8 protein-coding genes are annotated in these 14,155 nt (G+C 62.0%); 4 read left to right on the plus strand and 4 right to left on the minus strand.

The window, feature by feature from the left end; all coding sequences use genetic code 11:
- Window positions 1-32: 32 nt before the first annotated feature.
- The 4 genes from ligA to NPS46_RS20135 all read right to left on the minus strand — a co-directional run bounded on the left by ligA (window position 33) and on the right by NPS46_RS20135 (window position 7,772).
- The gene (gene ligA, locus NPS46_RS20120) at window positions 33-2,390 is read right to left on the minus strand and encodes an NAD-dependent DNA ligase LigA (protein WP_274110229.1); all 2,358 of its coding nucleotides are present in this window, start codon (window positions 2,388-2,390) and stop codon (window positions 33-35) included.
- A 127-nt stretch (window positions 2,391-2,517) separates the two neighbouring features.
- Window positions 2,518-3,363 (minus strand): cell division protein ZipA, encoded by an 846-nt coding sequence (gene zipA / locus NPS46_RS20125; protein ID WP_274110231.1) that lies wholly within the window; start codon window positions 3,361-3,363, stop codon window positions 2,518-2,520.
- Window positions 3,364-3,621: 258 nt separating this feature from the next.
- Window positions 3,622-7,110 carry a chromosome segregation protein SMC gene (gene smc, locus NPS46_RS20130; protein WP_274110233.1) on the minus strand — a complete coding sequence of 1,163 codons (3,489 nt, stop codon included), beginning with the start codon at window positions 7,108-7,110 and terminating at the stop codon, window positions 3,622-3,624.
- A gap of 2 nt (window positions 7,111-7,112) precedes the next feature.
- Window positions 7,113-7,772, minus strand: a complete 660-nt coding sequence (locus tag NPS46_RS20135; RefSeq protein ID WP_274110235.1) for a GntR family transcriptional regulator — start codon at window positions 7,770-7,772, stop codon at window positions 7,113-7,115.
- Window positions 7,773-8,085: 313 nt separating this feature from the next.
- Between NPS46_RS20135 and xdhA the strand changes: the two genes are divergently transcribed.
- Genes xdhA through guaD form a run of 4 tightly spaced genes read left to right on the plus strand, consistent with a single transcriptional unit; the run spans window position 8,086 to window position 14,132 of the window.
- A complete protein-coding gene (xdhA, locus tag NPS46_RS20140) occupies window positions 8,086-9,540 on the plus strand; it encodes a xanthine dehydrogenase small subunit (protein WP_274110237.1) in 1,455 nt (484 codons plus the stop codon).
- Window positions 9,533-11,932 carry a xanthine dehydrogenase molybdopterin binding subunit gene (gene xdhB / locus NPS46_RS20145; RefSeq protein WP_274110239.1) on the plus strand — a complete coding sequence of 800 codons (2,400 nt, stop codon included), beginning with the start codon at window positions 9,533-9,535 and terminating at the stop codon, window positions 11,930-11,932. The genes xdhA and xdhB overlap by 8 nt, the downstream gene beginning before the upstream one ends.
- A gap of 45 nt (window positions 11,933-11,977) precedes the next feature.
- Window positions 11,978-12,820, plus strand: a complete 843-nt coding sequence (gene xdhC / locus NPS46_RS20150; RefSeq protein ID WP_274110241.1) for a xanthine dehydrogenase accessory protein XdhC — start codon at window positions 11,978-11,980, stop codon at window positions 12,818-12,820.
- A gap of 7 nt (window positions 12,821-12,827) precedes the next feature.
- A complete protein-coding gene (gene guaD / locus NPS46_RS20155) occupies window positions 12,828-14,132 on the plus strand; it encodes a guanine deaminase (protein WP_274110243.1) in 1,305 nt (434 codons plus the stop codon).
- Window positions 14,133-14,155 lie beyond the last annotated feature (23 nt).

The following is a 14,155-nucleotide window of genomic DNA, read 5'->3' on the forward strand; positions in this document are numbered from 1 at the left end:
TTCCTTTCCCCCGCTGCCGCCAGCATCTGCGCCTAGACGCCCAGACCGTGCTGAGCCAGGAACGCCACGAAGGCCTCCTCATCCAGCACCTTGAGCCCCAGCTCATTGGCCTTGGTCAGCTTCGAACCGGCCTTGGGCCCCGCGACCACGCAATGCGTCTTCGCCGACACCGAACCGGCCACCTTGGCGCCCAGGCCTTCGAGCTTGGCCTTGGCGATATCACGACTCATCAGTTCCAGGGAGCCGGTCAGCACCCAGGTCTGCCCCGCCAGCGGGAGACCCTCGACCACCTTGCGCTCGCTCTGCCAATGCATGCCAAAGGCCTTGAGTTGCGCCTCGATTGCCAGCGCTTCCTCGGCTCGCCCCGGCTGATCAAAAAAGTCGCGCACAGCCTTGGCCTGCTTTTCCGCCAGGGCCTGGCGCATATCCAGCCAGTCAGCCGCAATAACGCCCTGCAACGAGCCGAATTTATCCGCCAGTTTTTGTGCGCCCCCCGGGCCTACGGAAGGAATGTCCAACTTGTCGATCAAGCCGCTCAGCGTCGCGCTGGCCGCGAATTCCGCCCCCAGCTCGCCCTGGTCCTGCGGTTCAACCCCGCGCTCGAGCAGTTGCTGGATGACCTTGGCGTTATGCGCGTCCTGGAAGAAGCTATGGATCTCGTGAGCCACTTCCAGCCCCACCTCCGGCAGGTAGGTCAGGACCTGCGGCAGGGCCTGCTGGACCCGCTCCAGGCTCGCCAGCGAGCGAGCCAGCACCTTGGCCGTTTCCTCGCCCACATCCGGGATACCCAAGGCATAGATGAAGCGGGCCAGGCTTGGTCGGCGGCTATCGGCAATGGCCGCCAGCAGCTTCTTGCTGGACAGCTCGGCAAAACCCTCCAGATCGACGATCTGGTCGAACGCCAGCGTGTACAGATCCGCCGGCGAGGTAACCAGCCCTTCATCCACCAGTTGCTCGACGCTCTTCTCGCCCAGGCCTTCGATATCCATGGCCCGGCGTGAAACGAAATGGATAATCGCCTGCTTCAACTGCGCCCCGCAGGCCAGCCGCCCGACACAGCGGTATACCGCACCTTCGCTCAGGGTCTCGCGCCCCTTGCTGCGCTTGACCAACTGCGTACGCTCAACATGCGAGCCGCATACCGGGCAATGCTGCGGGATATCGACCGGGCGGGCATCGGCCGGACGCCGTTCGACCACAACCTGTACCACCTGCGGAATGACATCGCCGGCGCGACGGATAATCACCGTGTCGCCAATCATCAGGCCCAGGCGCGCCACCTCGTCCATATTGTGCAAGGTGGCATTGGAGACTGTGACCCCGGCCACCTTGACCGGCTTCAAGCGCGCCACTGGCGTGACCGCGCCGGTACGGCCGACCTGGAACTCCACATCGAGCAATTCGGTCAGCTCTTCCATCGCCGGAAACTTGTGGGCAATCGCCCAACGCGGCTCACGTGCGCGAAAGCCCAGCTCGCGCTGAGAGGCCAGGCTGTTGACCTTGAAGACGACGCCATCGATCTCGTAGGGCAAAGCCTCGCGACGCTCACCGATCTCGCGGTAATACGCCAGGCACTCGTCGATCCCCCGGGCCAGCTTCAACTCGCGACTGATCGGTATGCCCCACTGCTTGAGCTGCTGTAGATTACCAATATGGGTATCGGCTATCTGCGCCGAAACCTGGCCCAGGCCATAGCAGCAGAATTCCAGCGGGCGGCTGGCCGTGATCTTCGAATCCAACTGACGCAAGCTGCCCGCGGCGGCATTGCGCGGGTTGGCAAAGGTCTTGCCGCCAGCTTCCAGTTGCGTGGCGTTGAGTTGCTCGAAACCGGCCTTGGACATAAAGACCTCGCCGCGCACTTCCAGCGTCGAAGGCCAGCCACTGCCTTGCAGCTTGAGGGGTACATTGCGCACGGTGCGCACATTGACACTGATGTCCTCCCCCGTGGTGCCGTCACCCCGGGTCGCACCGCGTACCAGCACACCGTCCTGATACAGCAGGCTGACCGCCAGGCCATCGAGCTTGGGCTCGCAACTGTATTCGATCTCGGCCCCCGCGCCGAACAGATCACCCGCCGGCAGGTCGAGACCTTCGATCACCCGACGATCGAACTCGCGCATGTCGGTTTCTTCGAAAGCGTTGCCCAGACTGAGCATCGGCACTTCATGGCGCACCTGGGTAAAACTCGAAAGGGCCGCGCTGCCCACGCGCTGGGTCGGTGAATCGCTCGTCACTAACTCTGGATGCGCGGCTTCCAGCGCCTTGAGCTCGTGGAACAGCCGGTCGTACTCGGCATCCGGAATACTCGGCTGGTCGAGGACGTGATAGCGGTAGTTGTGCTGATCCAGTTCGGCACGTAGCGCCAGGATTCGGGTTTCGGCGGCAGTCATGGGCATTTCTCTCGTAAAGCAAAAGAGCAGCCGAAGCTGCTCCTATTTCCAATCGGGGTGTCTCTCATCGCGCCCCGGCTCGCCTCAACACCTGCAGCCCTCAGGACTGCAATATCAAGGCGCTCCGTTAACGCTTCTGGGTCAGGGCGCGACGCTCGAACTCGACGATACGCTGGCGGTAATGCTCGATGGTCTGGGCGGTCAAGACACTGCGCTGATCATCTTTGAGCTCGCCATTGAGCTCCTGGGACAACTTGCGCGCCGCCGCGACCATCACATCGAACGCCTGCTTGGGATAACGCGGCCCCGGCAGGCCGAGGAAGAAACTGACGGCAGGCGTGCTGAAGTGGTCGATATCGTCGAGATCGAACACCCCCGGCTTGACCGCGTTGGCCATGGAAAACAGCACTTCGCCATTACCGGCCATGCTCTCGTGGCGATGGAAAATATCCATCTCGCCAAAACGCAGGCCGCTTTCAAGAATATTTTGCAGCAGAGCCGGGCCCTTGAACCCTGCGCCGTCGCGGCAGATCACGCTGATCACCAGCACTTCCTCGGCCTGCGGCTGATCCTTTTCAGCGTGCGGGCTGGAGACCTTGGTTTCGTCCGGGAAGTCATCGTCACGGCTGCTGAAGCTTGGCCCGTCATCGTCCAGGTCCAGGCTCAGGTTCATATCACCCTGGGCCGGCTCGGCAGTCCGCTTGCCACGCTTGGCCGGCTTTTCCCGGGCAGGCATGCTGACCGACGGCAGATCATGCTCGTCCAGTTGCGGTTCCTTATGGGTATCCAAGACCCGCGCCGGGCCCAAGAGCTCGGCACTGGTTTCTTCATCCGGGAGGTTGGAAAGGCTGCGATCAAGACGAAATTTCAACTTGCCTTTGCCACCGCGCATCCGGCGCCAGCCGTCAAAAAGAATACCGGCAATGACAATAATGCCGATGACGATCAGCCACTCGCGCAGACCGATTTCCATGTAATCCCGTGCCTCTAATAAATGGTTCTGTGAAGAAGGGCCTAAAGCCCTTTAAAACGTGGCGCCAACTCTATGTTCTGGCTGGCGTTTTAGCCACGTACAAGAAAATTGGACATTAAATTAGCACGACCAAAGAGAACTTTACACCGTCTGTCGCATAGTGTTGCAGCAATATCCTACAGTGCCAGCAGCACTCTTTCGCCATACAGCCGGGAAACATCTCACCAATTAAACTTCATCCCCCTACAGGCTTATAGCTCAAGCGTCGACCATTGCCATGGCTTCTTCCACATCCACCGCCACCAAGCGCGAACAGCCGGGCTCATGCATGGTCACGCCCATCAGTTGATCGGCCATTTCCATGGCGATCTTGTTGTGGGTGATGTAGATGAACTGCACCGTCTGCGACATCTCCTTGACCAGCCGCGCATAGCGTCCGACGTTGGCATCGTCCAGCGGCGCATCAACTTCATCGAGCATGCAGAACGGGGCCGGGTTCAACTTGAAAATCGCAAAGACCAGGGCCAATGCCGTCAGCGCTTTTTCACCACCCGACAGCAAATGGATCGTGCTGTTTTTCTTGCCAGGTGGACGCGCCATGATCGTTACCCCTGTATCGAGTAGATCTTCGCCCGTCAGTTCCAAATAAGCGCTGCCACCGCCGAAAACTTTTGGAAAAAGTGCCTGTAAACCGCCATTGATCTGATCAAAGGTATCCTTGAAGCGATTACGGGTTTCCTTGTCGATCTTGCGAATGACGTTTTCCAGGGTCTCGAGGGCCTCGACCAGATCGGCATCCTGGGCGTCCAGATAGCGTTTGCGCTCCGATTGCTGGCGATACTCGTCGATGGCCGCCAGGTTGATCGCTCCCAGGCGCTGAATCCGCGCAGCAATGCGCTCCAGTTCCTCCTCGGCCTCACGTTCGTTCGCCTCGCCGCTCAGGGTCGCGAGCACGCCATGCAGATCGTAGCCATCCTCCAGCAACTGGTCCTGCAAGGCCTTGCGTCGTACCGTCAGGGCCTGCCATTCCATCCGCTGCTGCTCCATCTGGCCACGGATCAACTGCGATTGCTGCTCGGCCTGGTTGCGCCGCTTCTCGGCGTCGCGCAACTCGCGATCAGCATCTTCCAGGGCGATTTGCGCGGTCTTGAGCTCCACATCGACGCTCAAACGCTTCTCGAGCAATTCCTCCAGCTTGAGCCGCAACTCTTCCAGCGGCGCTTCGCCTTCCTCCAGGTTCAGGCTCAATTGCTCGCGCTTTTCGCTGAGACGCTCGGCCTGCAGTTCGAGGCGCTCCAGCGCCTGGCGCGTGGAGTCGTACTGGGCCCGCAGGGAGCCCAGGCGAACGGCCAACTGATGGGTATGATCCTTGTGCTGGCGAGCCTCCTGACGCACGCGGTCAAGCCGCTCGCGCAAGCTGTCGCGCTGGGCCAGCAGCAACTCGCGCTGCTCGGTGTCGAGCGCCATGCTGTCGAGCGCGTCCTGCAACTGCAGGCGCGCCTCACCAATCTGTTCATGCTCAACGGCGCGCTGCTCGCCCAACTCGCCGACCTCTTCATCGAGACGAGCGCGGCGCAGGGTCAATTGCTCGGCCTTGGCCTTACTGGCCGACAACAGTGCCTTCAGTTCGCCCTGCTGGCGGGCTTCATCTTGCAGCAGCCGACGCAAATGCTCGCGGCCGGACTCCTGCTGGCGCTGTTGCGCCCGCAGGGTCTGCAATAGGCTTTCCAGCGCCACCAGTGCCTCTTCACGCTCTTCGCGCTCAGCACCCAGGCGCTGGATTTCCTGGCCACGGGCCAAAACACCACTTTGCGCCTCGCTAGCCCGACGCACCCGCAAAAACTGCCGGCCAACCCAATACCCATCGCGACTGATCAGGCTTTGATCGGCCGCCAACTGACCACGACGCGCCAGGGCCTGCTCCAGATTATCGACCGGAATCACCCGCGCCAGCCAGGGCGCCAGGTCCACAGGGCTGTCGACCTTGTCCAGGAGGCTGCCGGGCACCCGTTCGCCATCACGGGTCGCACTGACCAGGCGCAGGTCGCCCTGTTCGAACCCTGCCAGGTCAAGATCGGAAAAATCATCGACCAACACGGCCTGCAAGTCCGCCCCGAGCACGGTTTCCACCGCCAGCTCCCAGCCTGCCTCGACCTTCAACCCTTCAGCCAACCGAGGACGCTCGCTCAAGTGCTGCTCGCGCAGCCATTCGGCGGTTCCGGTGCCAGGATCAAGAGCTGCCTGCTGCAAGGCTTCCAGAGAAGCCAGGCGCCCGAGCAGACGCTGCAAGTCGCCCTGGGCCTGCTGCTGGTTCTGCGTCGCCTGGTGCAGATCCTGGCGCAGTTGCTCCAGTCGCTCGACCTGCCCTTCCTCGCTGGCCTGCAGTTCTTCAAGGGTCATTTCACTGGCAGCCAGTGCCTCGTTCAGCTCCAGGATCGCCGCATCTTCCGGGTCGGCCGCGAGCAAGGCGCGTTCTTCACTGAGCCGACGCTGGCGCTCGGCCAGACGCTCCATACTGGTTTCCAGTTGCTGGATGCGCGCCTGCTGGATTTCCGCCTGCTGGCGCGGCTCGGCCGAACGCTGGTTGAACGCATCCCACTGCTCCTGCCAGCCGTGCATGGTCGTTTCCGACTCTTCCAGGGCGGCGGCGGCCTCTTCAGCCGCAGCGCTACTCAGTTCCTGCTCGGGAGCGAGCATCTCCAGCTCCTCGCCCAGCGTGGCCAGCAAGGTACGGTCGTGGCCCAAATGGGATTCGGTTTCCAGGCGTGAGCGCTCGGCCTCGCGCAAGTCGTCCTGCAACTGGCGCAATCGCTGCTGGCCATGCTGAATACTTTGCTCGACCCGGGCAATATCGCCGCCCACCGAGTAAAAACGCCCCTGAACCAGATTGAAGCGCTCGGACAACTCGTGATGACCGTCGCGCAGGCGCTCGATGCTCGCATCGGCATTGCGCTGCTCGGCCACCAGGGCCTCGAAGCTGACTTCCTGATTGCCGATAATCGCTTCGCGCTGACCGACCTGCTCGTTCAGTGCCTGCCAACGCAAGGCCGACAACTGTGCCTTCAGCTGACGCTCCTCGGCTTTGTGTTCCTGATACTTCTCCGCAGCCTGGGCCTGGCGATGCAAGCGCTCCAACTGGCGCTCCAGCTCATCGCGCAAGTCGGTCAGGCGCGCCAGATTCTCATGGGTACGGCGAATACGGTTCTCGGTTTCGCGGCGACGCTCCTTGTACTTGGAGATGCCCGCCGCCTCTTCGATAAAGTTGCGCAGCTCTTCGGGCTTGGCCTCGATCAGCTTGGAAATCATCCCCTGCTCGATAATCGAGTAGCTGCGCGGGCCCAGGCCGGTGCCCAGGAAGATATCGGTAATGTCGCGCCGGCGGCATTTCGCGCCATTGAGAAAGTAGGTGTTCTGGCTGTCGCGGGTGACCTTGCGCCGGATCGAGATTTCCGCATAGGCCGCGTACTCGCCGACCAGCGTACCGTCGGAGTTGTCGAAGACCAGCTCGATGCTCGCCTGGCTGACCGGCTTGCGACTGGTGGAGCCGTTGAAGATGACGTCGGTCATCGACTCGCCACGCAGGTTTTTCGCCGAACTTTCGCCCATGACCCAGCGTACGGCGTCGATAATATTCGACTTGCCGCACCCATTCGGCCCGACGACCGCCGCCATGTTACTGGGGAAGTTCACCGTGGTCGGATCGACGAAGGACTTGAATCCCGCCAGCTTGATGCACTTGAGCCGCACGTTTAATCGACCGCCAGGGCAGAGAGAATCGACTCGCAACTGCGCCGGGCGTAGTCAGTCAGGACTTCGCGGATACGCACCAGGTCCCGGGCGACCACGGCTTCGAGCAGCTGGCTCAAAATGGCCAGGTAGTCGCTCATTTGCGCCTTGCGCTGCTCCAGCGACAGGAAATAGGCGCGGCTCATGGCCGGCTGCAGGTTCTCGACGGTCTCCTGCAGGTACGGGTTGTCGGCGAAAGGATAGGCGGCGCGCATCACGTTGAAACAGTCTTCGACGAAGCCGCGGATATCCTGGCGTGAGCAACTGTCATTGAGGCGCTGCTGGATCTGCAGGAATGCCGCCAGGTCCGTCGGCACCTGCCAGCGTTGCGCGACCGCGTTGCCCAGCAGGATATATAGCTCACTCATCAGGGTGCACAGGCTCTGCACCTTGTGCGCACTGAGTTCGGTCACATGCGCACCACGACGAGGCAGGATCGCGACCAAATGGCGGCGCTCGAGAATCAGCAACGCTTCACGCACCGACCCTCGGCTGACATTCAGTGCCAGGGTGACCTTCTGCTCCTGAATACGCTCCCCAGGCCGCAATTCGCCACGAATGATGCGCTCGGCAAGGTGGTGAGCGATCTGCTCGGAGAGGCTGTCTGGCGCCTTGAACGTCATGGTTTTCCTTGAAAAATCTTCGAACGGTGCAAGCCGCGCAGTGTAGCGCACTTGACCAGGCCTCGCGCAGAGGCCAATGCGCGGAATATGGCACGCCTTGAGCTTTCAAATCAGCAGCTAGGCTGAATGAAAGGGCAGGTTGCCCATGGATAACGGCACCTTTTTTACAGCGAAACACGGCGTCCAAGCCAGCCTTTCCAAGAGCCTCAGAATTTTCTGACTTTCAAGTCAGAATTTTATTGACCAAAAAGTCAGACCGCTCTAGATTCTGCGCTTATCGCCCAACAACAATAATGAGTCTGCGAGGCCTTCCGTGATCCAGTTTCTACTCAACCAGGAACTCCGTAGCGAGCACGCCCTGGACCCCAATCTGACGGTGCTCGAGTACCTGCGCGAGCACCTGGGTAAACCCGGGACCAAGGAGGGCTGCGCCAGTGGTGACTGCGGCGCCTGCACGGTGGTCGTCGCCGAGTTGCACCACGACGACAGCGACCATGCGCAACTGCGTTATCGCAGCCTCAACTCCTGCCTGACCTTCGTGGCTTCGCTACACGGCAAGCAGTTGATCAGCGTCGAAGACCTCAAGCACCAGGGCCAATTGCACAGCGTGCAGCAGGCCATGGTCGAATGCCATGGCTCGCAATGCGGCTTCTGCACCCCAGGCTTTGTGATGTCGCTGTTCGCCCTGCAGAAAAACGACGACACCGCCGATCCGCACAAGGCCCACGAAGCCCTGGCCGGCAATCTATGCCGTTGCACCGGCTACCGGCCGATCCTCACCGCCGCCAAGCAGGCGTGTTGCAACCCGGCGCCCGACCAGTTTGACCGTGGAGAAGCGGCAACCATTGCGCGCCTCAAGGCCATTGCCCCCACGGAAACCGGCGAGTTGAATTCGGGCGACAAACGTTGCCTGGTGCCGCTGACCGTGGCCGACCTGGCCGACCTTTACGGCTCCCATCCAGAGGCCCGGCTGCTGGCTGGCGGCACCGATCTGGCACTGGAAGTCACACAGTTGCACCGCAGCCTGCCGGTGATGATTTATGTCGGCAATATCGCCGAACTCAAACGCATCGAACACTTCGACGACCGCCTGGAAATCGGCGCGGCGGTGCCCCTCTCCGACTGCTACGACGTGCTCAAGGCGCAATACCCGGACTTTGGCGAACTGCTGCAGCGGTTCGCCTCCCTGCAAATCCGCAACCAGGGCACCCTGGGCGGCAACATCGGCAATGCCTCGCCCATCGGTGACTCACCACCGCTGCTGATTGCCCTGGGTGCGCAACTGCTGCTGCGCAAAGGCGACACCACCCGCCTGCTGGCCCTGGAAGACTACTTTATCGACTACCGGGTCACCGCCCGCCAGGACAGCGAATTCATTGAAAAAATCATCGTGCCCCGCGCCAGCGACCAGCAGACCTTCCGCGCCTACAAGGTCTCCAAGCGCCTGGATGACGATATCTCGGCGGTCTGCGCAGCCTTCAACCTGCGCCTCGACAACGGCGTGATCCTCGACGCACGCATCGCCTTTGGCGGCATGGCAGCCATTCCCAAGCGAGCCTCGACCTGTGAACAGGTACTCAAGGGCGCCACCTGGAACCTGGCCACGGTCGAGCGCGCGTGCCAGGCCCTGGCACAGGACTTCACCCCGCTCTCGGATTTTCGGGCCAGCAAGGAATACCGCTTGCTCAGCGCACAGAACCTGCTGCGCAAATACTTTATCGAGCTGCAAACACCGCATATCGAGACTCGGGTGACCGCTTATGTCTAACCATTATCACGTCGAGAAAACCCAGGCAGAGCTGGCCGTACTGTTCGCCCAGGGCCTGACCACCGGGGTAGGACGCAGCGTCAGGCACGACAGTGCCGACAAGCATGTGGCCGGCGAGGCGGTGTACATCGATGATCGCCTGGAATTCCCCAATCAGTTGCACGTCTATGCGCGAATGTCCGACCGGGCTCATGCGCGGATCATCCGCATCGATACCGCACCGTGCTACGCCTTCGAGGGCGTCCGCATTGCCATCACCCATGAAGACATTCCCGGCCTCAAGGACATCGGCCCCCTGCTGCCTGGCGATCCGTTGCTGGCCATCGATACAGTCGAATTTGTCGGCCAGCCGGTACTGGCAGTGGCGGCCCGCGACCTGGCGACCGCACGCCTGGCGGCGATGGCGGCCGTGATCGAGTACGAGGATCTGGAACCGGTACTGGATGTGGTCGAAGCCCTGCGCAAACGCCATTTCGTGCTCGACAGCCATACCCATCAGCGCGGCGACTCGGCCAGCGCCCTGGCCGGTGCTGCACATCGCCTCCAAGGAACGCTGCATATCGGCGGCCAGGAGCACTTTTACCTGGAAACCCAGATCTCCTCGGTGATGCCCACCGAAGACGGCGGTATGATTGTCTACTGCTCGACCCAGAACCCCACCGAAGTGCAGAAACTGGTGGCCGAAGTACTCGACGTCTCGATGAACAAGATCGTCGTCGATATGCGCCGCATGGGCGGCGGCTTTGGCGGCAAGGAAACCCAGGCTGCCAGCCCGGCCTGCCTGTGCGCGGTGGTCGCGTGCCTGACCGGCCAACCGACCAAGATGCGCCTGCCACGGGTCGAAGACATGCTGATGACCGGCAAGCGCCATCCGTTCTACATCGAGTACGACGTCGGTTTCGATGACCGCGGCCGCCTGCACGGGATCCAGTTGGAACTGGCGGGCAACTGCGGGTGCTCACCTGATCTGTCGGCCTCCATCGTCGACCGCGCGATGTTCCACGCCGACAACGCCTATTACCTGGGCGATGCCACCATCAATGGCCATCGCTGCAAGACCAACACCGCGTCCAATACCGCCTATCGCGGCTTCGGCGGCCCCCAGGGCATGGTCGCCATCGAAGAGGTGATGGACAGCATTGCCCGCCACCTGGGCCTCGATCCGCTGGCCGTGCGCAAGGCCAACTACTACGGCAAGACCGAGCGCAACGTCACTCACTACCACCAGACGGTCGAGCACAACATGCTCGAGGAAATGACCGCCGAGCTCGAAGCCAGCAGCCAGTATGCCGAGCGACGCGAAAGCATCCGGCTCTACAACGCCCACAGCCCGGTGCTGAAAAAGGGCCTGGCCCTGACGCCGGTGAAATTCGGCATCTCCTTTACCGCCAGCTTTCTCAATCAGGCCGGCGCGCTGGTGCATGTCTATACCGACGGCAGCATCCACCTCAACCACGGCGGCACCGAAATGGGCCAGGGTCTGAACACCAAGGTCGCGCAAGTGGTCGCCGAGGTGTTCCAGGTCGAGATCGACCGGGTACAGATCACCGCGACCAACACCGACAAAGTGCCCAACACCTCGCCCACCGCGGCTTCCAGCGGTGCGGACCTCAATGGCAAGGCGGCGCAGAACGCCGCCGAGATCATCAAGCAGCGCCTGGTCGAGTTTGCCGCGAAGCAGTACCGGGTCAGCGAGGAAGACGTTGAGTTTCGCAGCGGCCACGTGCGCGTCCGCGAGCAGATCCTGACATTCGAGGCGCTGATCCAGCAGGCCTATTTCGCCCAGGTCTCGCTGTCGAGCACCGGCTTCTACAAAACCCCGAAAATCTATTACGACCGCAGCCAGGCCCGGGGCCGGCCGTTCTACTACTTCGCCTTCGGAGCCGCCTGCGCCGAAGTGCTGGTCGACACCCTGACCGGCGAATACAAAATGCTGCGCACCGATATCCTCCATGACGTCGGCGCCTCGCTGAACCCGGCCATCGATATCGGCCAGGTGGAGGGCGGCTTTATCCAGGGCATGGGCTGGCTGACCATGGAAGAACTGGTATGGAACGCCAAGGGCAAGCTGATGACCAACGGCCCGGCCAGCTACAAGATTCCGGCAGTGGCTGATATGCCCCTGGATCTGCGGGTCCGGCTGGTGGAAAACCGCAAGAACCCCGAGGACACGGTGTTCCATTCCAAGGCCGTTGGCGAACCCCCCTTTATGCTGGGCATTGCCGCCTGGTGCGCCATCAAGGATGCCGTGGCGAGCCTGGCCGACTATCGGCTGCAACCGCACATCGATGCCCCGGCCACGCCGGAGCGGGTGCTCTGGGGTTGCGAACAGATGCGCCAGGCCAAGGCCGCCACGTCCGCTGTTGCCGCCCAGGAACTGGCGTCATCCTGACCTGTAGGAGCGAGCCTGCTCGCGAGTTTTATCCGGAGACCGCATATGAACAACTGGATCAGCGCCCTCGCCGACCTGCAGGACCAGGGCGAACCCTGCGTACTGGTGACCATCATCGAAGAGCTCGGCTCCACACCGCGCAATGCCGGTTCGAAAATGGTCGTCAGCGCGAGCCATAGCTACGACACCATCGGTGGCGGGCATCTGGAATTCAAGGCCATGCAGATCGCCCGGGAGATGCTCGTCAGCGGGCGCCAGGACACTCATCTGGAGCGTTTCAGCCTGGGGGCCAGCCTCGGCCAGTGCTGTGGCGGGGCGACGGTCCTGCTGTTCGAACCCATGGGCCAGGTCCAGGCGCATATCGCCGTGTTCGGCGCCGGGCATGTCGGCCGGGCACTGGTGCCCCTGCTGGCCAGCCTGCCGTGCCGGATCAGTTGGATCGACTCACGCGAGCAGGAATTCCCCAGCCGGATCCCCCGGGGCGTACGCCGGATTGTCAGCGAAGAACCGGTGGAGGAAATCGATCACCTGCCGACAGGGTGTTATTACATCGTCATGACCCATAATCACCCCCTGGATCTGGAACTCAGTGCGGCGATCCTCAAGCGTAACGACTTCGCCTACTTCGGCCTGATCGGTTCGAAGACCAAGCGCATGAAATTCGACCATCGCCTGCGTGATCGCGGCGTCGACAATAGCGTACTGCAACGCATGCGTTGCCCGATGGGGCTGGCCGAGGTCAAGGGCAAGCTGCCCGTGGAAATCGCCATCTCCATTGCCGGCGAAATCATCGCCACCTACAACGCCCATTTCGGCCAGGCCACCCACCGCGCCGAACCCATTGCCAAACTGCTGCCGGCCTCGCGTCGCAGCCAAGCCACTCCTTGAGGACACCATGCCATCAACCCGCAAAGCCTACCGTGCCGCCATTCTGCACAGCGTCGCCGACCCGGCCGAAGTCGGTATCGACGCCTCCTATGAATACTTCGAGGACGGCCTTCTGGTCGTCGACCAGGGCAAAATCAGCGCCCTGGGCCATGCCAGCGAACTGCTACCGACCCTGGCGGCCGATATCGACATCCTCCATTACCCGGATGCACTGATTACCCCAGGCTTTATCGACACCCATATCCACCTGCCACAGACCGGCATGGTCGGCGCCTATGGCGAGCAACTGCTGGACTGGCTCAACACCTACACCTTCCCCTGCGAAAGCCAGTTCGCCGACCCGGAGCATGCGGCCGAGGTCGCCGATATTTTCGTCAAGGAGCTGCTGCGCAACGGCACCACCACCGCGCTGGTCTTTGGCAGCGTGCACCCACAGTCGGTCAATGCGTTTTTCGAAGTGGCCGAGCGCCTTGACCTGCGCATGATCGCCGGCAAGGTGATGATGGACCGCAACGCCCCGGACTACCTGACCGACACCGCGCAATCGGGCTACGCCGAGAGCAAGGCGCTGATCGAGCGCTGGCACGGCAAGGGTCGCCTGCACTATGCGGTCACCCCGCGTTTCGCGCCGACCAGTACCCCGGAACAACTGACCCTGGCCGGGCAATTGCTGGGCGAATACCCGGACCTGTACATGCAGACCCATATCAGCGAGAACCTGCAGGAAATCGCCTGGGTCAAGGAGCTGTTCCCGGAGCGCAAGGGCTACCTGGACGTCTACGATCACTATCAGTTGCTGGGCGAGCGCTCGGTCTTCGCCCACGGCGTGCACCTGTGCGACGACGAATGCGCGCGCCTGGCCGAAACCGGCTCGGCGGTGTCGTTCTGTCCGACCTCGAACTTCTTCCTTGGCAGCGGCCTGTTCAATCTGCCCATGGCCGAGAAGCACAAGTTGAATGTGGGCGTGGGCACGGATGTCGGTGGCGGCACCAGCTTCTCGATCCTGCAAACGCTGAACGAGGCGTACAAGGTCATGCAGTTGCAGGGCGCACGGCTAAGCCCGTTCAAGTCGTTGTACCTGGCGACCCTGGGCGGCGCCCGGGCGTTGCGCCTGGAAGAACGGATCGGCGACCTGCGTCCGGGCAGCGATGCCGACTTCCTGGTACTCGATTATCACGCCACGCCACTGCTCAGCTATCGCCTGCAACAGGCCAAGCATATTGCCGAGGTCCTGTTTGTCCTGATGACCCTGGGCGATGACCGGACCGTGCTGCAAACCTATGCCGCCGGCAACCTCGTCCACCAGCGATAAAAAAAGCCCGCAGCCCCTCGATC

It is taken from the genome of Pseudomonas putida (assembly GCF_028682395.1).
Taxonomy (GTDB): Bacteria; Pseudomonadota; Gammaproteobacteria; order Pseudomonadales; family Pseudomonadaceae; genus Aquipseudomonas; species Aquipseudomonas putida_AB.

Bases quoted from the DNA above. Each gene is read 5' to 3' on its own strand.
- ligA (WP_274110229.1), bottom strand. From the start codon at position 2,390: ATGACTGCCGCCGAAACCCGAATCCTGGCGCTACGTGCCGAACTGGAT.
- guaD (WP_274110243.1), top strand. From the start codon at position 12,828: ATGCCATCAACCCGCAAAGCCTACCGTGCCGCCATTCTGCACAGCGTC.
- zipA (WP_274110231.1), bottom strand. From the start codon at position 3,363: ATGGAAATCGGTCTGCGCGAGTGGCTGATCGTCATCGGCATTATTGTC.
- xdhC (WP_274110241.1), top strand. From the start codon at position 11,978: ATGAACAACTGGATCAGCGCCCTCGCCGACCTGCAGGACCAGGGCGAA.
- xdhB (WP_274110239.1), top strand. From the start codon at position 9,533: ATGTCTAACCATTATCACGTCGAGAAAACCCAGGCAGAGCTGGCCGTA.
- NPS46_RS20135 (WP_274110235.1), bottom strand. From the start codon at position 7,772: ATGACGTTCAAGGCGCCAGACAGCCTCTCCGAGCAGATCGCTCACCAC.